The 22,535-nt window shown below is 35.8% G+C and carries 17 protein-coding genes and 5 pseudogenes; 13 read left to right on the forward strand and 9 right to left on the reverse strand.

From position 1 onward, the window contains the following. Positions 1–3 precede the first annotated feature (3 nt). From AABM58_RS04260 to ccmE, 5 genes are read left to right on the forward strand one after another with little or no spacing between them, the layout of a single operon-like run. The gene (locus AABM58_RS04260; protein WP_338406453.1) at positions 4–1,446 is read left to right on the forward strand and encodes a complex I subunit 4 family protein; all 1,443 of its coding nucleotides are present in this window, start codon (positions 4–6) and stop codon (positions 1,444–1,446) included. Continuing rightward, positions 1,443–2,828 carry an NADH-quinone oxidoreductase subunit N gene (locus tag AABM58_RS04265; RefSeq protein ID WP_338406454.1) on the forward strand — a complete coding sequence of 462 codons (1,386 nt, stop codon included), beginning with the start codon at positions 1,443–1,445 and terminating at the stop codon, positions 2,826–2,828. Before AABM58_RS04260 ends, AABM58_RS04265 begins: the two co-directional genes overlap by 4 nt. Positions 2,829–2,832: 4 nt before the next feature. Next, complete coding sequence (locus AABM58_RS04270) at positions 2,833–3,705, forward strand: biotin--[acetyl-CoA-carboxylase] ligase (protein ID WP_338406455.1); 873 nt, start codon at positions 2,833–2,835, stop codon at positions 3,703–3,705. Then, entirely contained in the window at positions 3,702–3,839 is a 138-nt protein-coding gene (locus AABM58_RS07925) for a CcmD-like small membrane protein (RefSeq protein ID WP_167482792.1), read from the forward strand. The genes AABM58_RS04270 and AABM58_RS07925 overlap by 4 nt, the downstream gene beginning before the upstream one ends. Next, positions 3,823–4,215, forward strand: coding sequence for a cytochrome c maturation protein CcmE (ccmE, locus tag AABM58_RS04275; protein ID WP_338406456.1), 393 nt, complete (start codon positions 3,823–3,825; stop codon positions 4,213–4,215). Before AABM58_RS07925 ends, ccmE begins: the two co-directional genes overlap by 17 nt. 187 nt (positions 4,216–4,402) lie before the next feature. On the opposite strand, the gene AABM58_RS04280 is transcribed toward ccmE, so the two are convergent. Continuing rightward, complete coding sequence (locus AABM58_RS04280) at positions 4,403–4,612, reverse strand: hypothetical protein (RefSeq protein WP_338406457.1); 210 nt, start codon at positions 4,610–4,612, stop codon at positions 4,403–4,405. A 261-nt stretch (positions 4,613–4,873) separates the two neighbouring features. On the opposite strand from AABM58_RS04280, the pseudogene AABM58_RS04285 reads away from it, so the two are divergent. Next, positions 4,874–5,700: pseudogene (locus AABM58_RS04285) on the forward strand (IS5 family transposase). A 15-nt stretch (positions 5,701–5,715) separates the two neighbouring features. Here the strand turns inward: AABM58_RS04285 and AABM58_RS04290 are convergent. Then, positions 5,716–6,726, reverse strand: a pseudogene (locus AABM58_RS04290) (IS4 family transposase); the annotation flags it as partial. A 271-nt stretch (positions 6,727–6,997) separates the two neighbouring features. On the opposite strand from AABM58_RS04290, the gene gyrB reads away from it, so the two are divergent. From gyrB to AABM58_RS04310, 4 genes are all read left to right on the forward strand, one after another. Next, a complete protein-coding gene (gyrB, locus tag AABM58_RS04295; protein WP_338406458.1) occupies positions 6,998–9,385 on the forward strand; it encodes a DNA topoisomerase (ATP-hydrolyzing) subunit B in 2,388 nt (795 codons plus the stop codon). Positions 9,386–9,556: 171 nt separating this feature from the next. Further along, positions 9,557–11,053 (forward strand): Asp-tRNA(Asn)/Glu-tRNA(Gln) amidotransferase subunit GatA, encoded by a 1,497-nt coding sequence (gatA, locus tag AABM58_RS04300; RefSeq protein WP_338406459.1) that lies wholly within the window; start codon positions 9,557–9,559, stop codon positions 11,051–11,053. 421 nt (positions 11,054–11,474) lie between these two features. After that, entirely contained in the window at positions 11,475–12,938 is a 1,464-nt protein-coding gene (gene terL / locus AABM58_RS04305) for a phage terminase large subunit (RefSeq protein ID WP_338406460.1), read from the forward strand. 173 nt (positions 12,939–13,111) lie between these two features. After that, positions 13,112–14,359, forward strand: a complete 1,248-nt coding sequence (locus tag AABM58_RS04310) for an IscS subfamily cysteine desulfurase (protein WP_338406461.1) — start codon at positions 13,112–13,114, stop codon at positions 14,357–14,359. A 34-nt stretch (positions 14,360–14,393) separates the two neighbouring features. Here the strand turns inward: AABM58_RS04310 and AABM58_RS04315 are convergent. From AABM58_RS04315 to AABM58_RS04345, 7 genes and pseudogenes are all read right to left on the reverse strand, one after another. Then, positions 14,394–14,594 (reverse strand): annotated as a pseudogene (locus AABM58_RS04315) (Rpn family recombination-promoting nuclease/putative transposase); the annotation flags it as partial. Between the two features lie 7 nt (positions 14,595–14,601). Next, positions 14,602–15,428: pseudogene (locus AABM58_RS04320) on the reverse strand (IS5 family transposase). A 51-nt stretch (positions 15,429–15,479) separates the two neighbouring features. After that, positions 15,480–16,190: pseudogene (locus AABM58_RS04325) on the reverse strand (Rpn family recombination-promoting nuclease/putative transposase); the annotation flags it as partial. A gap of 282 nt (positions 16,191–16,472) precedes the next feature. Next, positions 16,473–17,636 carry a 1-deoxy-D-xylulose-5-phosphate reductoisomerase gene (gene dxr, locus AABM58_RS04330; RefSeq protein WP_338406462.1) on the reverse strand — a complete coding sequence of 388 codons (1,164 nt, stop codon included), beginning with the start codon at positions 17,634–17,636 and terminating at the stop codon, positions 16,473–16,475. 65 nt (positions 17,637–17,701) lie between these two features. After that, positions 17,702–18,199: a hypothetical protein gene (locus AABM58_RS04335; RefSeq protein WP_007548965.1), complete on the reverse strand. Its 498-nt coding sequence runs from the start codon at positions 18,197–18,199 to the stop codon at positions 17,702–17,704. 204 nt (positions 18,200–18,403) lie between these two features. Next, positions 18,404–19,105, reverse strand: coding sequence for an ABC transporter ATP-binding protein (locus AABM58_RS04340; protein WP_338406463.1), 702 nt, complete (start codon positions 19,103–19,105; stop codon positions 18,404–18,406). Further along, the gene (locus AABM58_RS04345; RefSeq protein ID WP_338406464.1) at positions 19,098–19,880 is read right to left on the reverse strand and encodes an MlaE family ABC transporter permease; all 783 of its coding nucleotides are present in this window, start codon (positions 19,878–19,880) and stop codon (positions 19,098–19,100) included. Before AABM58_RS04345 ends, AABM58_RS04340 begins: the two co-directional genes overlap by 8 nt. A 474-nt stretch (positions 19,881–20,354) precedes the next feature. Between AABM58_RS04345 and rpmF the strand changes: the two genes are divergently transcribed. Genes rpmF through AABM58_RS04360 form a run of 3 tightly spaced genes read left to right on the forward strand, consistent with a single transcriptional unit; the run spans position 20,355 to position 22,534 of the window. Then, a complete protein-coding gene (rpmF, locus tag AABM58_RS04350; RefSeq protein WP_041573607.1) occupies positions 20,355–20,537 on the forward strand; it encodes a 50S ribosomal protein L32 in 183 nt (60 codons plus the stop codon). Positions 20,538–20,547: 10 nt separating this feature from the next. Beyond that, positions 20,548–21,585 (forward strand): phosphate acyltransferase PlsX, encoded by a 1,038-nt coding sequence (gene plsX / locus AABM58_RS04355; protein ID WP_338406900.1) that lies wholly within the window; start codon positions 20,548–20,550, stop codon positions 21,583–21,585. Further along, complete coding sequence (locus AABM58_RS04360; protein WP_338406465.1) at positions 21,578–22,534, forward strand: beta-ketoacyl-ACP synthase III; 957 nt, start codon at positions 21,578–21,580, stop codon at positions 22,532–22,534. The genes plsX and AABM58_RS04360 overlap by 8 nt, the downstream gene beginning before the upstream one ends. Position 22,535: the final 1 nt, after the last annotated feature.

Here is a 22,535-nt window from a genome sequence, read left to right on the forward strand (position 1 = left end):
AAGGTGTTGTTACTTAGTATATTCTTGCTTCCACTGATAGGAGCATTGATTTTATCCTTAATCAGGATTAATCATCAATCTATACACTTAAGATTCCTTGCCCTATTTTTTGCTGTACTTCCATTTTTGCTTAGCATTGTAGCTTGTATAGAATTTGATTATAACGATGCGGACTTTCAGTTTGTCAGCTACCCAATTAGAAATGTTGGAATAGGGATAGATGGTATATCGTTGCTTTTCCTTCTGCTTACAACTTTCTTGTTTGTAATTTGTATACTCTACAACTGCAAAATGAGTTATACGACCCTAAAAGCCTATATGGCATTATTTCTACTGCTTGAGAGTGTTGTAGTCGGTTTTTTCGTTTCACTGAATGCTATAAGCTTTTATGTGTTTTTTGAAGCTGTTTTAATACCAATGTTCTTTATTATTGGCATTTGGGGAGGAAAACACAGGGTATATGCAACGTTTAAGTTGTTTCTTTATACATTAACTGGCTCATTATTATTTCTACTTGGATTGGTGTACATCTATAGCATTTTTGGGACGTTTAATATACAAGAATTAGCTACATTAGTGCCAAGCCTTGATCTTAAAGTGCAGTCATTGCTGTGGATTGCATTTTTTATTTCTTTTGCAATAAAAGTACCGATGTTTCCATTTCACACTTGGCTTCCTGATGCACATGTGCAATCACCAACTTCTGGATCTGTGATTTTAGCTGGCTTGCTTATTAAAATGGGGGGATATGGATTTTTAAGGTTTTCTATTCCAATGCTTCCTCAGGCAAGTTTGTATTTTTCAAATTTCGTTGTTGTGCTGAGCATTATTGCTGTGATATATGCTTCTCTAGTTGCGTTTGCTCAAGATGATATAAAGAAGTTAATAGCTTATTCTTCAATAGCACATATGGGGATCGTTACTGCTGGCCTCTTTTCATTTTGTGAGGAAGGAGTACTCGGCGCTATATTTCAAATGATTAGTCATGGCCTTATTTCTGCTGCTTTATTTTTATGTGTTGGAATGCTATATACTCGAACTGGAACTTTGGAGATTGCAAAGTATTTTGGCATAGTAAATACGATGCCAAAATTTGGTTTTATGTTCATTTTGTTTTCAATGGCTTCAATAGGGCTACCTGGAACATCTGGGTTCGCAGGTGAGTTTTTGGCTATGGTTGGGATGTTTAAAAGCATAGGGTTTTTTACAGGATTTATCGCACTTGGCACTATTTTAAGCGCAGTTTATATGCTGAATTTATGTAAGCAAATAATATGGGGGGTTAGCTATTCTAAATTATTAAATAACCGCTTGGATAGCATAGAATTTTCTGTCTTAATTCTGCTTGCAGTGTTTGTTATTTTGCTTGGATTCTACCCAACCCTTGCACTGAATTATTTGAAGCCATGTATGGCAAATTTGTTAGTCAAATATGATGCGCTATGAATTATATACAGATATTGCCGGAAACGTTCTCTATTATCTCCTCGTTAGTGTTGCTACTGCTTGGAATTATATTTAACCGCCGAACTATCAACTTATTAGCACTTGGCTGCACAGTGATAACTTTGATTATTTTAATTCTTTCGGCAGAAAACAATGAAATTTTTCTCTTTAATTCGTTGTTAAAACTCAATTTATACATTAGGTCAGCCCAAGGGTTAATTCTCAGCACAGGAATTTTAATACTTTTGATGCTGAATTTATCAAAATATGACTATAAATATGAATTTTCAATACTGATTCTTTTTGCGCTATTTGGCATGATAACTTTAGTTTCAGCAAATAGTCTGATTTCTTTTTACTTAGCTTTTGAGTTGATGAGCATATCTTTATATGTTCTTGCGAGCTTTAATAAAGATTCGATTTATTCATGTGAAGCAGGAGTGAAATATTTTACACTCAGTGCATTATCTTCCTGCATTATGCTGTATGGTATGTCATTGCTTTATGGATATACAGGACAAGTCAATTTCTCTGAGCTCGGTTCATTCTTGCAAAGCCATCAGATAACTTATGGAATAGTTTTTGGGTTAGTCTTTGTCCTAATTGGTTTGTGTTTCAAGCTTGCTATTGCTCCTTTTCATATGTGGGCTCCAGATGTCTATCAAGGGGCACCTACCATAGTAACTGCGTTTTTTTCTACGGCCCCAAAAGCTGCACTTGTAACATTTTTAATTCGATTGATGAATGAAGAGTTAGTAAATGTAAAAAGTTATGTTCAGCCTATTTTCTTATACGTTTCAGCATTGTCTGTGCTTATCTCAGCTTTTGGGGCCTTGCGTCAGCAAAACTTAAAAAGGCTGCTTGCTTACAGTTCAATTGGTCACATTGGTTTTATATTTGCTTCACTTTCTATTTTTACACAAGCAGGAACAGATAGTGCCTTAATGTATCTGGTGATATATATCATCACAAGCATAGGGCTATTCTCATATCTCGTACAAATTGACGATGACGATTGTGATATTGCAAATTTATCTGGTATAGGGAAGAAACGCCCAATTGTAGCATTTCATCTTTCTGTGCTGTTACTCTCGATGTCGGGAATACCTCCACTTGCAGGTTTTATCGCTAAATTTTTTATATTCAAAAGTTTAATAAATTCTGGCTTTATCAGCCTGTCTTTGATCCTTGTAATAGCGAGTGTGATATCATGCTACTATTATTTAAATATCATGAAAGTTATGTATTTTGATAAAGCTAGTGGTAATAAGGTTGCTTATTCTAAGGGTCTATTCATTATCACTTCAGTGGCTTCACTGATCAACCTCGTTCTTTTCTTGTATGTAGAAGATCTTTACTCACTCATTGAACTAAAGAGCTGACAAGATGATCCCTGAGGGTTTTCATATTCATCATTACAAAGAAGTTTCAAGCACTAATAGAGAAGCGTTGGATTTAATTGATAAAGGAATATCAAATGAAACCGTTATTATTGCCGACAAACAAACAGAGGGTAGAGGGCGTACCGGAAAAAGTTGGATTTCTCCAGAGGGTAATTTTTATGCAAGTTTGGTAATAAACCTCTTTAACGATTATCTGAATGAAAGCCAGCTTTCGGTGTCATTCCAGCGCGTGACGCTGGAATCTAGAAAAAAAGAAGAATGGATCCCAATGTCAAGCACTGGGATGACATCAGAGGGCATTGGGATGACAGAGAAGGGTTTGGTGAATAAAATTGCGGATGTTAGCAAATTAACAGAATTGACTTTTGTTACTGCTCTTGCTGTTGGAAATACTATACTGTCATTTATAAATGGTCTAAATCTCCAGTATAAGTGGCCAAATGATGCCCTTATTGATGGCAAGAAAATAAGTGGAATATTGCTTGAAAAAAGATCCAATTCGAATTGGCTCATTATAGGAATTGGAATTAATGTCAGTCATGCACCACTTCCAGGAACAACGTGCATTAGCAATTACGGTGAGTCTGTATCTAACATAGATCTATTAAAGAAATTAATAATAAATTTTAATAAACTAAGAAAGCAATGGCTATTTGATGGGTTTTATGCTATAAGAGAAATGTGGTTAAAAAAAGCATTCAAAATGAATGAGCAAATCAGTGTAAAGTTAGCTGACAAATTGTATGAAGGAATTTTTGCTGATATAGATGAAAGTGGTAAATTGGTGTTGCAGCAAAAGGATGAAAGCTTAATTTATTTTGATGCAGGTGAATTATTTATTGGTAATACATTATGAACACATATGTAATTTTTGCTTACCTTATTAGTTTTACGTTGATTACCGGAGAACTGATTTTTACCATTTCTTGCTATATCAAAAGTAAAAAAATTCTAGAAAGCCTGAAAGATAATAATGAAGAAGAAACATAAGCGATTACTTATAACTTCAGGAATTTTCTGCTTTTTAAGCTGCATAGTCTTTTTTATTTTAACAACGCTCAAAGAAAATATCTCATTTTTCTATACAGTAAGTGAGGCAATAGTTTTACCAAATAGTCAAAAGCCAATCCGTGTTGGTGGAATGGTTGTTGAAAATAGCGTGATACGCAACGAAAGTGAAGTGATTTTCCAAATGACAGACTTTTATAAGAGCGTTATGGTGAAATATCAGGGAATACTTCCACCAATGTTTTCAGAAAAAAGTGGTGTTGTTGTGCAAGGTAAAATGTTTGATAATAGTACCTTTCTTGCAGATACAGTGTTTGCAAAACATGATGAGAACTATATGCCGAGAGTTTTAAAATAAACTCCCTAACCCCGGCTATACCTAAATAGTATGTGGAGAAAGCAACAGCCTGCTTAGCTAGTGCAACCCTACGTCATACCGCCGCGGTATCTCTAGATCCCGCTAACAAGCAGCGGGATGACGGTTTATCAAATCGTCGATAAACTTAAGTTACTTTAGCTATAGTAAGCTGTGACTTTCCTAACTACTACAATATATCAGAGTGAGTTGGTGCTTCCCATTCGTCTATGTTGTCATCACTAACCGTTCCTGTTTTTAATTTTTCAACTTCTTCTCTTAGATTATTAAAGTTTTTTTCCAAAATTTCATAATTCTGATTAGTACCCATAACTACCTTGTCCAAATCATATAAATCCTTACTCAATTTATTCTGAACATAGTTTGCATTAAGCCTCAATTGGTAATCCAAGTCAGAAACAAAGTTGTCGTTTAAATCTTCGACTAGTTTGTCTAGAACTTTATGAACATAACCAACCGACGCATTCTTTTCTTTATTGCTCTCAAAAGATTTAGGCTTAATTTTGACTTCTATGTCATCTATTATTCTATATTCGTCTTCGACTATTCTGCTTACTGATTCAAAGTCTTCTCCGCTTTCTTTTACACTAGACTTCTTTCAAAATTGTTAGAGGGAGTGTAAGATGAAGTATTTGAAAGCATGAAATATAAGGAAATAGAAAAGTTAGAAGGAGAAAAGTTTCGACGTTTAACAGGGGTAAAAAAAGCAACATTTGAGTGAATGGTAGAAATTCTAGAAGTGGAGGATAAAAGAAAAAAAGCTAGAAGTGGAAGAAAAAGTAAACTTTGCATAGAAGACAGGCTACTTATGGCACTGGAATATATAAGAGAATATCGTACATATTTTCATATTGGGCAAAGCTATGGCATGAGTGAAAGTAACAGTTTTAAAATAATAAGATGGGTAGAAGACATATTAATAAAACATCCAGATTTTGCATTACCAGGAAAAAAAGAGCTATTAAAGAGTGATGTAGAATATGAAGTTTTAGTAATAGACGGAACTGAAACGCCAGTAGAGAGACCAAAAAAAAGCAAAAGCCCTTCTACTCTGGAAAGAAAAAAAGGCATACTATAAAAACACAAATAGTAACAGAGAAGAAGAGTAAAAAAGTCATATGCACATCTTTCTCGAATGGTAGAAAACACGATTTTCGGATGTTTAGAGAATCAAAGGTAGCAATATTACCGGACACCAAAATCTTAGCTGATGCCGGCTACAGGGGAATGCAGAAGATACACAAAAATGTTGTATTACCGCACAGGAAAATGAAAAAGAATCCGTTAAGCAAAGAACAAAAAAAAGAGAACAGGGCACTTATGAGCCAAAGGGCAATTGTTGAAAACGTAATTGGCTTATTGAAAAGGTTTAAAATCATCTCGGACAGGTATAGAAACCGACGAAAACGTTTTGGTTTAAGGTTTAATTTGATTGCTGCAATTCACAATTTTGAGCTCCATACATGAATTTTGAAAGAAGTCTAATATATTACACATGACTAAGTTTGCCCAAAATTCTTGTAATACAGCCTCTAAATTTACGCCAGAAAAATTCTCTAATTCTGCACCTATTTTGAGTCGTTTATAGCACTCCTCTATATGCCACCTTAACACATAAGCTTTGCTGATATCTTCCAAAGTAAATTTTACTCGGTCAAAAAGTGAAGTAATCAATACCTCTGTTTCTCCGTTGGCTAATGTCAGCACTATAACTCTTACTTTCTGTCCTTTCATTTTATTTTTTAGCTTTTCATTTTCTAATATAAAATCGAAATCTAATTCTCCAGATGCAATTCGTTCCCATAGCTTGCTATAATTTCTTTTTTGCAAGCGAAAAATAAAATCTACTTCCAAATCATAATGCTGCTGAATGAATTTTACTGAAGGATAACCACGATCATAGATAAATAATAATTTCTTTTGATTTAATGAACGCATTTGAGTGATAACTTCGGGTAATTGCTCTTCCGCCAACGTTTGTTCACCTATATTCCAAGCCGCAAGACGAGCACTACAAATCAGCGAAGTACACAAATCAACAAACAAATTGCCAATGGTGGCATTGTGCCTGTTGTTCCATTTGGTTTAAAGCGGCCAAACTCGGATACAATTTCCTCAGAGCTGGGTAATCTCATACCAGAACCATCTGCTGCAATAAGTCTATAGCCTCTCCAAGTTCCATACTCAGGTTCATCCTGATAGGCTGTTTGGATGCTTAGCTCTAATAATTCTTGAAAGCCTGTATGGCAAATCTTATACCTTGCTTTAGAAAAAGCTTGCTTTGAGGGTGGAGTTTTACATGTCAATGGCTCCATAAGTTCACATTCTATTCCCAAACTTTTTTTAACTAACTTTAAAATCATAGAAAATACTGTCGAAAAAGGAAGTTTTCTTGTTCGTGTAAAACTGTTTTTTCCAACACAATGGATTCTCTGAAAAGCTTTCGAGTATATTATATTTTTAATTTGTAGAATAAATTTTTCCTTTTTGCATGTTTCACCTAAAAAGGACACATTTTAAACTTCTTTGTTGAAATAAAATAGAAACAAAAGTGCTGTTTCCTGCGGCTTCTGGATAATTTAATGGTAAAAGTTTTAGAGAGAAATTTTATACACTATCGCTGATATTTTTCCTTAAGTTGACGCCATTGGCTGAACGGATACTCGTAAAATTGTGCTTTTAACATGGGTTATCAGTTTAAAAATGTTGCTAACTAGTATATCTGAATGTAACATCAATTAACGTGTATAAATAAAGCAATCTAATGGAAAATAGTTATAATGCCGATGCAATAAAAATCTTAAGGGGTCTTGATGCTGTAAGGAAACGTCCAGGTATGTACATTGGTGACACTGATGATGGATCTGGCTTGCACCACATGGTATATGAGGTTGTTGATAACGCAATAGATGAATCTTTAGCTGGATATTGTGATAAAATTGAAGTTAGCATAAATAAAGATGGTTCAGTATCTGTAACTGATAATGGTCGTGGCATTCCAACTGACATTCATGAAGAAGAAGGAATATCAGCAGCAGAAGTAATAATGACTCAACTCCATGCTGGTGGTAAATTTGACAATAATACCTATAAAGTTTCTGGGGGATTACATGGTGTTGGAATCTCAGTTGTGAATGCATTATCAAGCTGGTTGGAATTAATTATTTGGCGCAATAAGAAAGAACACTTTATGCGTTTTGAAGATGGTGAGTCTATTGAACCTTTAAAGGTAGTCAACGAAAATACAAACAAAAGAGGAACTAAAGTCACGTTCATGCCATCAACAGAGACTTTTAATGGCATTAATTTCAGTTACTCAACGCTTGAAAGTCGTATAAGAGAATTAGCATTTTTAAATTCAAATATCGACATTACTTTACGTGATTTGCGCAATGAACCATATACAGAATCTCATTTCAATCAGAGCAATCAATCTAAAGACAATTTTGGTACAGCAAATTTTGTGCAGTATTTAGATAAGAATAAGACACATGTAACTAAAATTGCCAGTATGAAAGGAGATGCAGAAGATCTTGGCATCAGCTTGGAAATATCGATGGAATGGAATGATTCCTACTATGAGAATATGTTGTGTTTCACTAATAATATACGGCAACGAGATGGTGGTACGCATTTGGCAGGATTTAGATCTGCACTAACTAGATGTATCAATACCTATGCAACTAATGAAGGGTTTTTAAAGAAAGCAAAAGTAAATTTAACTGGAGAGGACGTTAGAGAAGGTTTAACTTGTGTTTTATCTCTCAAGATGCCTGACCCTAAGTTTTCTTCACAAACAAAAGATAAACTAGTTAGTTCTGAAGCACGTGCAGTTGTAGAAAGTATAGTTTCTGATAAATTGAGCACAATCCTTGAAACTGATCCCAAATTGGCGGCAAGCATAGTAGAAAGAGCAATTAGGTCAGCAAAAGGAAGAGAAGCCGCAAGAAAAGCACGAGAGTTAGTTAAAAGCAAAAACAATATTGATATTGCAACTCTGCCAGGAAAGCTTGCTGATTGTCAGGAAAAAGCTCCTGAGTTATCGGAATTATTTATAGTAGAGGGTAATTCAGCAGGTGGTACTGCAAAGCAGGGGCGTAATCGTAAAACACAAGCAGTGCTTGCCTTAAGAGGAAAAATTCTAAACGTAGAACGTGTAAGTTTAGATCGTATTTTTTCATCTGCAGAAATAGGCTCTTTAATTACTGCAATTGGTGCTGGAATAGGTAGTGAACACTTCGATATTGAAAAAGCTAGATATCATAAAATTATCATCATGACAGATGCAGATGTTGATGGTTCACATATAAGAACTTTGATTCTAACTTTCTTTTTTAGACACATGCGTGAAGTTATTGAAAAAGGCTACTTATACATAGCACAGCCACCCCTCTATAAAGTTACAAAAAATGCTAAAGACACTTATATTAAAGATGACGAAACTTTTGAAGAGTATATAATAAACTCAGCAGTTAAAAGATTAACACTAAGTGGTACAACTACAGAATTTAACGACTTGCGCCTTATTTTGAATAAATGCGTTAGCATTTCTAATATTAGCAAAAATTATGATAGAGAAATACCACAAAATCTCTTAGAGTCATTGCTAATTTTAAGCAAAAAGAATGCTCTATCATCGGCTGATGAGATATTAAAGTATTTAAAATTAATGTACAGTGAATATACTTGGGAAGTAGAAATAAAGGATGAAGAAAAAGAAATTCACATCTCTAAATTATTTCAAGGATTGGCAGACAAATATATATTTGCACTTAGTATGCTTGAAGGCAAAGATATGCAAAACATATTAAGTTTGCTTGATGGTATAAGTAATTTATTTAATGGTGATTCATTTTTAAAGTCACAAGAAACTGAAATAAGAATCACTTCTCCAAGTACGCTTGCAAAAATAATAATGGACTATGGTAAAAAAGGTTTAACTCTGCAGAGATTTAAAGGTCTTGGTGAAATGAATGCTGATCAGCTATGGGATACTACGTTAAATCCTGAGGCTAGAACTTTATTAAAGGTTGAAATAAAAGATTGTGAAGAAGCTGATTCCATATTTTCAATATTAATGGGTGATATAGTTGAACCACGCCGTGATTTTATTAATAGCAATGCACTTAATGTGCATGATGTTGATATTTAAATTTAGAAGACACATAAACTTAGCAAAATGTACGAATGTTATATTTTGAAAGCTATATGCAGTTTTGCCTCATATACAGCAATATTATCTCATTTCTAGCTGTAACTATAAATGTATGGATTTTTTATCGTACTATGTTATAATTAACGTCTTGCTAAAAATTAAATATTGATGAATGAACTAAGAAAGTTAAGTATTACACAAATGCATGACGGGCTCAAAAAAAAGAGTTTTTCTGCCGTTGAACTTGTAAAGGCGCACATTAGTGCGGTTGAAAATGAGAAATTAAATGCATTTATAACAAAAACCCCAGAGATAGCAATGAAAGCTGCTAAAGCTGCAGATGAACATTTCTCTAGGCAAAAGGATGATTTAATCTCGCCGCTCATGGGTATACCAGTTGGCATCAAAGATCTATTCTGTACAAAAGGAATAAAAACAACAGCATGCTCAAGAATGCTGGAAAATTTCGTTCCGACTTATGAATCTACAGTATCTGACTTGCTTTTAAAAAGTGGAGCAGCCATGCTCGGTAAGCTTAATATGGATGAATTTGCTATGGGTTCTGCGAACACAAACAGCTATTTTGGCCCTGTTGAAAATGTGTGGATTAGAAAAAGTGATGGGGAAAAAGTTGTTCCTGGTGGATCATCTGGTGGATCTGCAGCATCGGTGGCTGGATTTTTATGCGCTGGAGCACTAGGGAGTGACACCGGTGGATCTGTACGCCAACCAGCAGCTTATTGTGGAGTAGTTGGAATAAAGCCAACTTATGGAAGATGCTCGCGTTTTGGTATGATTGCATTTGCGAGTTCTCTAGATCAAGCAGGAGTCATTACTCGTTCTGTCTCTGATTCAGCATTAATGCTGGAAGCAATTTGTGGCTATGATACAAAAGATTCAATATCAAGCGAAAAGCCAGTGCCTAAATTTTCTAGCTTTATAAATGGCGATGTCAAGGGTAAGCGTATTGGTATACCAAAAGAATATAGGATGGATGGAATTTCAGAGGAAATAGTCCATAATTGGGAGAAAGTTGCTTCCTATTTAAAAGAAAATGGCGCTGAAGTTGTTGACGTTACTCTGCCACATACTAAATATGCAATACCAGTCTATTATTTAATTTGTTCTGCTGAAACTTCGTCCAATCTTGCTCGTTATGACGGTGTGCGTTATGGGTTCAGGGTTGATGCTGATACCCTTGAAGAAATGTATTCACTAACAAGAGCAGAAGGTTTCGGTAAAGAGGTGAAAAGAAGAATTTTAATTGGTGCTTATGCGCTTTCCTCAGGTCATTACAATGAATATTGCGAAAAAGCACAGTGTATCAGGGCATTAATCAGAAATGATTTTATAAAAGCGTTTGAAAAAATAGATTACATACTTGTGCCATCTGCTCCAACAGAAGCTTTTGGCTTAAATGAAAAGCCAGATCCGCTAATTATGTGCATCAATGATGTGTTTACTGTGCCAGCAAGTCTGGCAGGATTGCCTGCTATTTCTGTTCCCGTTGGGCTCTCCAATGAGGGTTTACCACTTGCCTTGCAAGTAATTGGAAATTATTACGACGAAGCTGGAATATTAAATGTGGCAAGTGTGATAGAGCAAAATTGCGGCAGAACAATTAGCACTGATTTCCATCCAAAAGGGTGTCATTCCAGCGTGTGAAACTGGCATAAAACGAAACTAGAATTAAATGTAAAACTTACTTGACAAACTCCGCCAGCCCTCTTATCATGAAACTGAAGCTATTTATTTATCTTCTCTGTACAGATTAAATGACAAAAAAACTCACGTATCTGGCGTCCCATGTTTAATTTTTTGCACTATGTGCACCTTATGTCTTTATAAAATTCTAGGTTTTTACCTAATATAAGCTGAAATGCGCTTATAAAGCATTTAAAACATCAAAAAACGCCGATTTAAAAATGGATAGTGAATAACTAGCTACCCTAGGGTTTCTTTTGCCTTTTTTTTCGTTTGGTAAATTCCTTAATATTTATAGCAACATGAACTGGGCAGGAAGGTGTCATTCCAGTGCTCCTTTTTTTGTCATCCCAGCGTCACGCGTTGGTTTCAACATTATATCATGAACTTTCTAAAATTCATTGAGTTATGCTTTCAAACGGTAGTGCCGGGATGTGAGTATAATAATTATCGGTACATAAAAGTCATAGCAGATAGGCTGGAAGCGGCGAGCGCTGGTGAAGTGAAACGAATAATATTCAATATGCCTCCGCGTTCAATGAAGTCCCTGTGCGTGAGTGTTGCGTGGCCTGCATGGATACTGGGAAACCAACCAACTGCGAGAATAATAGTTGCAAGTTATTCTCAGCGGCTCAGCGAAAAGCACTCGCTCGACACCAGGTGCGTGATGCAGTCTAGTTGGTATAGAGCGCTATTTCCAGAGATAGAACTATCCAAAGATCAGAATACCAAATACAAATTTCAAACAGTGCAGAGAGGATTTAGAATCGCAACGTCCGTTGGAGGGACGTTAACAGGTGAAGGTGGTGATTTCATCATCGTGGATGATCCACTGAGTCCCACCCAAGCTTTGAGTGAAACGTTTAGAAAGCGTGCTACAAACTGGTTTGACCAGACTTTAGTAGCCAGGCTCAACAATAGAAAAAAAGGAGTAATTGTTCTTGTGATGCATAGGCTACATCAAGAAGATTTAACCGGGCACCTTCTCTCCAAACCGAAAAACATATGGAACCATACTTGTTTACCGATGATATCTGAAAATAAGGAGATTATCTATTCAATCAAAAAGCCAGCGCCTCCTTTTCTTGTTCCTGTCACCCGAGTAACTACAAATGAGTACAAAAGCTGGATTACAGCATCAAGTGCTAGAATGACACCACCCGTAATATTATACTCAAGAGAAGAAGGTCAGTTGCTATATCCCCTCGATGGAGGAAAAGAAGAAGTTGAGATGATAAAGGTTGAACTTGGGAGTTACGCTTTTGCTGCACAATATCAACAGAACCCTCTGCCACTTTCAAGTGGTATAATTAAACGAGAGTGGTTGAAGCGCTATAGAAATTTTCCTGATAGTCTCTCATATGTCACTCAGAGCTGGGACACTGCAGTTTCAACAAGCAGCATGAGCAACTTTAGCGTCTGCACCACCTGGACAAAAGTGGGCAATAAATTCTATTTACTTGATGTATATCGCGCAAAGCTTGAGTATCCAAAGCTTAAAGAGCAAGTTTTGTCCTTAGCAGCAAGATGGACACCACACGCAATTTTAATCGAAGCAAAAACAAGTGGTCAGCAATTGGTGCAAGAGCTAAAAGCAAATAGTGATTTACCAATTATCGAAATAATGCCACATGATGACAAACTCACTCGATTTTATCAAATTGTTCCGACTATAGAGTCTGGCAAGGTTTTTCTGCCGCACCAAGCAGTATGGCTGAATGATTTTGAGTATGAAATTTTAATGTTCCCAGAAACGCGCCACGACGACCAAGTGGATAGTACCGTGCAATATTTGCAGTGGGTGAGAAACAGTACCTCTAGGGTCGCAGCTTTACGGGCATTGTGATTTGAGCCTACCAGATCCAAGTAGTCAGCTACTTGGGTGACACCATTCTTTTTCCTGAATTCCAGTGTTAGCTACTTGGATGACACTTTTGTACTTGATGCAAGATTATATCTTGAAAAAATTAAGTTTTAGTGCTATTAAATAGTTGTAAATTTTGTCTCTGTGGTAGCTTTATGAATGTTGAAAGTAAAAAAATACATGATGCTAAAATAAAATTACCAATATTTCTTGATTATCAATCTACTACTAAAGTAGATCCCCGTGTTTTAGAGGTGATGATACCTTACTTTGGTGAGTTCAGTAATGCACACTCTCGCAGCCATTCATTTGGTTGGACTGCTGAAGAAGCAGTGGAAAAAGCAAGGAAACATATCGCTGATCTGGTGAACGCAGATAGCAAAGAAATTATCTTTACCTCAGGTGCAACTGAGTCAAATAATACGGCAATCAAGGGTGTTGCTCACTTTTATAAAAATAAAGGAAATCATATAATAACTGTCTGCACGGAGCATAAGTGTGTTCTGGATTCTTGTCGGCATCTGGAAAATGAAGGCTTTAAAGTTACATATTTGCCTGTTAAGCAAAACGGAATTATAGATTTATCAAAGCTTGAGGAAGCAATTACTGATAAAACAATCCTGGTTTCAGTGATGATGGTAAATAATGAAATCGGAGTAATTCAGCCTGTAAAGGAGATTGGTAAAATATGCAGAAAGCATAATATATTCTTCCATACAGATGCAGCTCAAAGCTTTGGAAAAGTTCCAATTGATGTTAATGAGATGTGCATTGATCTCATGAGTCTCTCTAGCCACAAAATTTATGGACCTATGGGAATAGGTGCATTATATGTACGTAGAAAGAATCCTCGTGTTAGGCTGATACCACTAATTAGTGGTGGTGGACAGGAAAGAGGCATGCGTTCTGGAACAGTTCCAACACCTCTTGCAGTTGGTTTTGGTGAAGCGGCACGTATTGCTAGAGAAGAAATGAAAAAAGAAACAACTAGAGTGGAAGAATTAAGGGATATTTTGTATAACAAGATAAAAGAAGCGTTTCCTGATATCGTTTTAAATGGTGATTATGAAAATAGAATTCCTGGCAACCTAAACTTGAGCTTTCCCTATGTTGAGGGTGAGTCTCTCATCATGGCAATCAAGGATTTAGCAGTAAGTTCTGGTTCTGCGTGCACGTCTGCGTCTCTTGAGCCTTCCTATGTAGTACGGTCGCTAAATAATGGCCATGACCTTGAGCATTCATCAATTAGATTTGGCCTAGGCCGATTTACAACTAAAGAAGAAGTTTTGTATGCAGCAGATCTTGTTGCTAAAAATGTTGGCCGACTGAGAGAAATGAGCCCACTTTGGGAGATGGTACAAGAAGGAGTAGATTTGAACACCGTGAAATGGGACTCTCATTAAATGTATCCGTTCCAACTGCAAATGCACTTTGAAATTACTCTGTACCGTTCACACTTAATTCTTCAATCTCACTAATAGAAAGGCCAGTAAACTTGACAATAGTGTTGATATCAACATTATTAGCCAGCATTGCTTTTGCGACTTCAATTTTCCCTTCAATTTTCCCTTCCTCTTTACCAATTTTGATGCCTTTTTCAGTAGCAAGGTCAAGTCTGTATTCAAGAATAGACTTCTTTCAAAATTCATGTATGGAGCTCAAAATTGTGAATTGCAGCAATCAAATTAAACCTTAAACCAAAACGTTTTCGTCGGTTTCTATACCTGTCCGAGATGATTTTAAACCTTTTCAATAAGCCAATTACGTTTTCAACAATTGCCCTTTGGCTCATAAGTGCCCTGTTCTCTTTTTTTTGTTCTTTGCTTAACGGATTCTTTTTCATTTTCCTGTGCGGTAATACAACATTTTTGTGTATCTTCTGCATTCCCCTGTAGCCGGCATCAGCTAAGATTTTGGTGTCCGGTAATATTGCTACCTTTGATTCTCTAAACATCCGAAAATCGTGTTTTCTACCATTCGAGAAAGATGTGCATATGACTTTTTTACTCTTCTTCTCTGTTACTATTTGTGTTTTTATAGTATGCCTTTTTTTCTTTCCAGAGTAGAAGGGCTTTTGCTTTTTTTTGGTCTCTCTACTGGCGTTTCAGTTCCGTCTATTACTAAAACTTCATATTCTACATCACTCTTTAATAGCTCTTTTTTTCCTGGTAATGCAAAATCTGGATGTTTTATTAATATGTCTTCTACCTATCTTATTATTTTAAAACTGTTACTTTCACTCATGCCATAGCTTTGCCCAATATGAAAATATGTACGATATTCTCTTATATATTCCAGTGCCATAAGTAGCCTGTCTTCTATGCAAAGTTTACTTTTTCTTCCACTTCTAGCTTTTTTTCTTTTATCCTCCACTTCTAGAATTTCTACCATTCGCTCAAATGTTGCTTTTTTTACCCCTGTTAAACGTCGAAACTTTTCTCCTTCTAACTTTTCTATTTCCTTATATTTCATGCTTTCAAATACTTCATCTTACACTCCCTCTAACAATTTTGAAAGAAGTCTAATGGCTTCTTCTTTGCGTAGATCCATTATTCTTTCTTCGTAAGCTACTAAATCTTTTTCATTCCAGCTAAACCTGTCTAATTCATCGTAGGCTAACTTTATTATTGGTGCTTTTTCTGCTATTTTCCTTAAGTCTTCTTCCGTAGTTTCATCTGCATATTTGAAGAAAAATAACCAACGATCCACTATGCTTTCTAGCTGTTCTTCCTTATTCTTAGGAAATTTAGGTAGTTCAATAAATACAAATTGAAAATCTTTTAAGTCATGCTCATTGGTTTTCTCATCTCTTATAGTGTGGCTGGATATATAATCAAGCTTATCAGGAAATAAATTACAATTAGAGATAGCAATAAAGAAAACCTTCTTTAAATCAATGTACTTACCAGATTTATCTAATTGTCTTGAGTAAGCCTTAGCAGCATACAGTTGAGCTCGTTTTTCGAAGCCTTTATCGCGAGTAAGCTGCATTGCAATCACATACCTGGCCCCACTAGAATCCCTGCAAAGAACATCAACTATACTTTGCTTATCAGATGCAATTTCAGGATCCATTATAGTACTGAGGAATTCCACTTCTTGTATAGTATTTATCTCGGTAAATCCTAAAATATCATTCAAAAAATGTATGAGAATATTCTTATTTTTTTCAGTGCCAAATATTTTTTTGAAGGTCAAGTCCAGCTTAGGGTCGAGAAACTTAGATAAAGCCATAGCCAAAGTGCTTAAAAATATTAATAATTATACACACAATTATTCAACCATATTTTTGAAGATAGCTATAGCTATGCCGCCGCGAACCGTCATACCGCCGCGGTATCTCTAGATCCCGCTAACAAGCAGCGGGATGACGAATTACTATACCACCGAGAACCGTCATACCGCGATTCATTCGCGGTATCTCGGCATAGATTCCGCTAACTAGTAGCGGAATGACGATTGTGTATCGTGTTTTGCTAAAAAAAAAATCACAGAATGCAGTCTGGTTACATTACTCTAGCTATACGCAACAACTTTACTTTCAACAATTTTGTGAGCAATAATACGACTTTCACAATCAATATTTATTATATCAGATAGTGAATTAATATCGGTATAACTACCAAAACTTTCCATTGTTGATTCCACTACCTCTACTATTTCCAAAAAGCCGATTCGTGACTTCAAAAATTCATTAACAGCTATTTCATTTGCAGCATTGAGCACAATACTATTTGCTTGTGGAGTAGAAGAGTTTAACACTTCCATGCTAAGCTTTAGCACAGGGAAATGCTTATGGTCTGGCTCTTGAAAGGTCAATTTTCCTTGCTTTGTTAGGTCTAGTTTATAATTTAAAGCTGATCTTTCCGGCCAAGATAGAGCATATGAAATAGGAATTGCCATGTCAGTCTCTGCAAGCACAGCAAAGTTGAAACCATCCTTATAAACTACGATTCCATGTACTATTGACTCAGGATGCACTATTGCTTCAATTTTATCCGGGCTGATGTTAAACAAGTTATGTGCTTCTATTATCTCTAGTGCCTTATTCATCATTGTTGCGCTATCAACCGAGATTTTCTTTCCCATATTCCAAGTGGGGTGACTAAGCGCCTTATCTACCATAACATTTCTTAATTGCTCAAGGCTATAATTTAAGAATGGTCCACCAGAAGCAGTAAGTATGATCTTTTCTACGCATTTGTCGTCATTTTGCAAAATTTGAAAAATTGCGTTGTGCTCAGAGTCAATAGGGATTATTTGTACATTTTTTTCTTTAGCTTTTTTGAGTAATAACTTTCCACCGCAAACAATGCTTTCTTTGTTTGCCAATGCAATGACTTTGGTACCGCTTTCTATAACTTCCATAACTGGCCCAAGGCCTGCAATGCCAACTATTGCAACAACTGAGAGATCAACAGGTATAGCAGCAACATTTGTAGCACCAATTGCTATTTTTACATCTGTACCAAGTAAACTTTCTTTCAAATCTTTGTAAAGCCTTTCATCGGAGATAGCAACATATTTTGCATTTAGCAGTTTTGCTTGGTGTGCCAGTAGAGCAAAGTTCGAATGGGCACTTAGTGCTTCCACTTGGTATTCTTCTTTTCTCTTTGAGAGCAAATCTACAGTCTTTTTTCCAACACTTCCTGTTGACCCTAAAACTGAAACCTTTTTCACTAAGACAAACTCATAACAATAGCAACTTTTCTTGCGAACCCAACTATTCAATAGTTTTTAAGTGTTTAACCAAGTTCATGTCCGTGGTCATCGCCAACAGATGGTGAAGGACCAGGTGAAAAAGATTGACCATGGTGATCACCTGCATCATGCATGTCTTGCAAACCATCAGCATTATGAGCTATTTCGTTATTGGCATGAGGGTAATCATCTGAGTGATGTCCATCATCACCATGAGCCATATCCATTCCTTCTGATGGCATATCTTCCCCACCTCCACCTGAAAAATATTCTGCAAGGCCTTCAAGAAATTTTATGCCAAACATATTACCTGACTTTCCAAACAATGTTACTAGACTACTACCACTCACTAAACCTTCAAACACGTTACTATAAGCAGCAATTGCTCCTTCATGAAAGTTGAACAACCATTTCATTCCATCGACAACTGTTGAAACAGAGTCACTATGACCAAGACCAAAACCACTTTTTTCACCAGCAGCCTCTTGGTGTTGCTGCTGCGCTTGCCATTCTGCAATGTTTGGACCTTGAGCTTCACTCATAAGTTTTTATTCTCAACCTTAAGTTATTATTTTATCACAAATATTGCAAAATATCAATAGAGCTTTTGAATATAGCTAATACAAACAATTCTGTTATCTTATATAGGATCCAGTTTGAAAAAAATCTGAATTCCAATGTCCACTACCTTTTACAAAGTTAAAACTTAAAAATATGACTGTTAGCAATAGTGTATATATCTTTAGCTATATATAATGAATGAATTTTTTTATATATTCGTTATTAGTATTTTGTATTTCCTGAACAGTTCCATGGGAAATGATCTCCCCTTCATATAATACTGCTATTTTATCAGCTATTTTAAATGCGCTATGAATATCATGTGTAATCGTGATAATTGTAGGGTTAAAGTCTTTAGATAATTTTATTATTATCTCGTTTACTATATCTGACATAATTGGGTCCAATCCTGAAGTTGGTTCATCCAATATGATGATTTCTGGGTTGTGTGCAATCGCCCTTGCAAGTGCTACTCTTTTTTTCATTCCACCTGACAACTCTATTGGAAACATATCTGCTATGTTTTCCTCCAGTCCAACATCATTTAATTTCTCGATTGCTAGCTGTTTTGCCTCCTTTTTGCTGATATTAAAGCGCTTTTTATAATTAAAAGATATATTTTCCCACACTGTAACGTAGTCAAATAAAGCGGAATTTTGAAATAAAACCCCAAATTTATTTTTGCTTTTACTATTTATTTTAACAGACCCTGAGTCTGGAGCAAGCAAGCCGATAATTGTTTTTGTTAATACAGATTTGCCGCTTCCTGAGCCACCAAGTATGACTAATGATTCCCCTTTTGATATATCAAGATTTAGATCTTTTAGTACTGTCCTGTCATCAAAAGATAAGCTTAAGTTCGATATTGATATTATGGGGTTACGCATGTATCAAAGTAATCATGTAGTTTGCTAAAATGATCAGTATGGACGATAAAACAACAGTTGATGTTGTAGCAACACCTACTCCTCGTGCACCTTCTTTGCAATGGTAACCGTAATAGCAACTTGAGACAGAAATTATGGCGCCAAAAGCAGTTGCTTTAGCTAGCCCAGTTACAAAATCGTACGTATTAAAGAACTGAGCTGTGTATTTAATGTATATATTTAGATTGTGGTTAAATTCGAAGACTGCAGTGATATATCCTCCAAATATTCCTATTAGATCTGCACATACTGTAAGTATGGGAAATACTATGATTGACGCTAAAATCCTTGGTGCAATTAAATATTTGAAAGGGTTGATGTTCAAAGTTGTAAGAGCATCTATTTGTTCGGTGATGCGCATCGTACCAATTTCTGCTGCAACTGATGATCCAACCTTTCCTACCATTATTAAGCTGATCAAAACTGGTCCTAACTCTTTAATGATAGTGATCGTAACAAGTTTGGGTATTATCTGTTCTTGGTTAATTAATGGGTCACTCAAGCTACTTTGTAAAACTATCGCCGCTCCTATAAAAACTCCAGTGAGCCCAACAATTGGCAGAGAGAAAAAGCCTATCTCTATCATTTGTCTTGCTATGTTGCTAAAATAATATGGTGGCACGAAGCAGTGGTATAGAGATTGAATAAAAAATATGAATGCACTACCAAGCCTTAACAAAAAATTGATAAAGTACCTACCAATTATTCTAACACTATTTATATCAAAAAAGCTCACTTTGTATTCATTTTAGCTAGAGGTTAGTCTTACTGATTTTATTAAAATTTTTATTAACTTTATCGCAAAGTATAGCTGAGATATGTTTTAAGTTCAATAGCTAACGTAACTTTACCTTATACCGTACACAACTATACGAACGTTTATCTTTCTAAAAGCAATTTGCATAGCAAATGATGTCATTCCAGCGCGTGACGCTGGAATCCGGAAAAAAGAATGGTGTCATGCAAGTAGCTGACACTGGAATCCAGTTTTTTCATAATCATCAAAACGTTGTATTTTAACATAAAACGGCTACTTTTATGCTTACCAACTTAGCTGGATCCCAGTGTCAAGCACTGGGATGACATCTTCTCTAAAGGATTTATAACTTAAATTACATAAGCAAATCTTACTTATTTTACTATCCCTGTTTACTTCCTGTAAAAAACATGTTACTAATGTATTGTATTTTGTAGTAGAATGGAGGAAATTTTGGCAGTTCCAAAAAGAAAAAAGTCAAAGTCAAGGCGTAATATGCATCGTTCTCATCATGCTATTGAGCCTAAGAATATTGTGGTGTGTTCAACAACTGGGGAATTCATGTTGCCTCATAACGTAGCAGTTGATGGCAGTTACAAAGGAAAACGGGTTTTCATCAAGCAACAGGCAGAGTGACTATTATGATATGTTACCTACGGTCAATAATAATATAGTTATTGCACTTGACGCTATGGGGGGCGATTTTGCGCCTCTTTCCGTAATTCAGGGTGCTGGTTTTTTTTTAGACAACCTTGTTGACCCAGGCATTAAAGTTTTTTTTCATATTTATGGAGATAAGGAAGAAGTATCTCCTTTGCTTTTGAAATATAAAAAAGTAAGTAACAATTCTGAATTTACTCATTGTTCTGACAATGTTCTTGCAAATGATAAGCCATCTTTTGCACTGAGGCATCGTAAAGACTCAAGTATGAAAGCTGCAATTGTTGCAGTGAAAGAAGGTAAAGCTTTCGGAGTGGTGTCTTCAGGCAACACCGGAGCATTGATGGCAATTTCCAGATTTATTTTAGGAACATTACCAAATATTTATCGTCCTGCTATTGTCTCTATCTGTCCAACTAAGACAAAAAGCTTTGCTTTGCTTGACCTTGGTGCAAATGTCGATTGTAATGCCGACTCATTATTTCAATTTGCGTTAATGGGTAGTATATTTGCAAAAATAGCATTAAAAATTGACAATCCTGAAGTTGCTTTGCTAAATATCGGCACAGAAGAAGTTAAAGGTAATGACTCAGTGCGCGGCGCTTTTGAGTTGCTTAAAAACGCTCCAGGCATTAATTTCAAAGGGTATATAGAGGCAAGTGAATTTTTAGAGGGTAATATAGATGTGATTGTTGCTGATGGTTTTGTTGGCAATGTAATGCTCAAAACGGCTGAGGCAACCGCTAGTACCTTTATCAATCTAATAAAGCAGGAAGTATTCAACTCGTGGATAGCGAAAATGCTTGTTGGTATATTGTTAAAATCCAAACTAAATAAAGCTTTAACGCGTTTTAATCCCAAAATTAGAAGTGGAGCTATGTTTTTAGGGCTGAATGGTATCATCATTAAAAGTCATGGAAATTCTGATGCTATTTCTTTTGCCCATGCCATAAAATTTGCAGTAAATGCAATTAGTGAAAATTTAAATCAAAAGATAATTAACGGGGTAAGTCATATTGAATAAAAGTTTCATATTAAGCACTGGATCTTACCTACCAAGAAAAATGTTGAGTAACAACGAAATTGCATCGATAGTTGAGACGAGCGATGAATGGATAAGGCAGAGAACAGGAATAGTTCAAAGGCATATAGCAGATGAAGGAGAACTAACGTCAGATCTAGCTGTAAATGCAGCAAAAAGTGCTATAGAAAAAGCTAAAATTTCAGTAGATGAAATTGACTTGATTATAGTTGCTACAACAACTCCTGATAAAACTTTTCCTAGCTGTGCAACGATTGTACAAAGTAAGTTAAAATGTAAAAACGCATTTGCTTTTGATGTACAAGCAGTATGCTCTGGTTTTATATATGCAGTTGCAGTTGCTGATTCGCTCATAAAATCTAACAATAGAATTAAATATGCATTGGTTATAGGTGCTGAAATAATGTCTAGGATTGTTGATTGGGAAGATAGGTCAACTTGTGTACTCTTTGGTGATGGTGCTGGTGCAGTGGTGATGAAATCAGAAATGGGTAGAAGCGGTATAATATCAACTAACCTATACTCTGACGGCAACGTGGACATACTATGTACGAACGGAGGGGTATCCTCTACTGGTGATTCTGGAAAAATATGCATGAATGGAAGAGAAGTGTTTAAACATGCAGTGGATAAGTTAACAGCCTTAATAGAGGAAACTCTGAAATGCAATAATTTGAAAATTACTGATATTGACTGGCTAATTCCCCATCAAGCAAATATTCGTATTATTGAAGCAGTAGTAAAGAAGTTAGATTTCCCTATAGAGAAAGTGATTAATACCGTTGATCAACATGCAAATACCTCAGCGGCATCAATCCCACTAGCACTTGATTATGCAATACAAAAATCAAAAATAAAATTAGGAAACCTGGCACTGCTGATTTCAATAGGTGCAGGCCTAACCTGGGGTTCTGTGTTGCTGCGTTATTAGA

Origin of the sequence: Wolbachia endosymbiont (group A) of Longitarsus flavicornis (genome assembly GCF_963931955.1) — a bacterium.
GTDB lineage: Bacteria > Pseudomonadota > Alphaproteobacteria > Rickettsiales > Anaplasmataceae > Wolbachia.

Bases quoted from the DNA above. Each gene is read 5' to 3' on its own strand.
- AABM58_RS04265 (WP_338406454.1), top strand. From the start codon at position 1,443: ATGAATTATATACAGATATTGCCGGAAACGTTCTCTATTATCTCCTCG.
- AABM58_RS04270 (WP_338406455.1), top strand. From the start codon at position 2,833: ATGATCCCTGAGGGTTTTCATATTCATCATTACAAAGAAGTTTCAAGC.
- AABM58_RS07925 (WP_167482792.1), top strand. From the start codon at position 3,702: ATGAACACATATGTAATTTTTGCTTACCTTATTAGTTTTACGTTGATT.
- ccmE (WP_338406456.1), top strand. From the start codon at position 3,823: ATGAAGAAGAAACATAAGCGATTACTTATAACTTCAGGAATTTTCTGC.
- gyrB (WP_338406458.1), top strand. From the start codon at position 6,998: ATGGAAAATAGTTATAATGCCGATGCAATAAAAATCTTAAGGGGTCTT.
- gatA (WP_338406459.1), top strand. From the start codon at position 9,557: ATGAATGAACTAAGAAAGTTAAGTATTACACAAATGCATGACGGGCTC.
- terL (WP_338406460.1), top strand. From the start codon at position 11,475: ATGAACTTTCTAAAATTCATTGAGTTATGCTTTCAAACGGTAGTGCCG.
- AABM58_RS04310 (WP_338406461.1), top strand. From the start codon at position 13,112: ATGAATGTTGAAAGTAAAAAAATACATGATGCTAAAATAAAATTACCA.
- AABM58_RS04335 (WP_007548965.1), bottom strand. From the start codon at position 18,199: ATGAGTGAAGCTCAAGGTCCAAACATTGCAGAATGGCAAGCGCAGCAG.
- AABM58_RS04340 (WP_338406463.1), bottom strand. From the start codon at position 19,105: ATGCGTAACCCCATAATATCAATATCGAACTTAAGCTTATCTTTTGAT.
- plsX (WP_338406900.1), top strand. From the start codon at position 20,548: ATGTTACCTACGGTCAATAATAATATAGTTATTGCACTTGACGCTATG.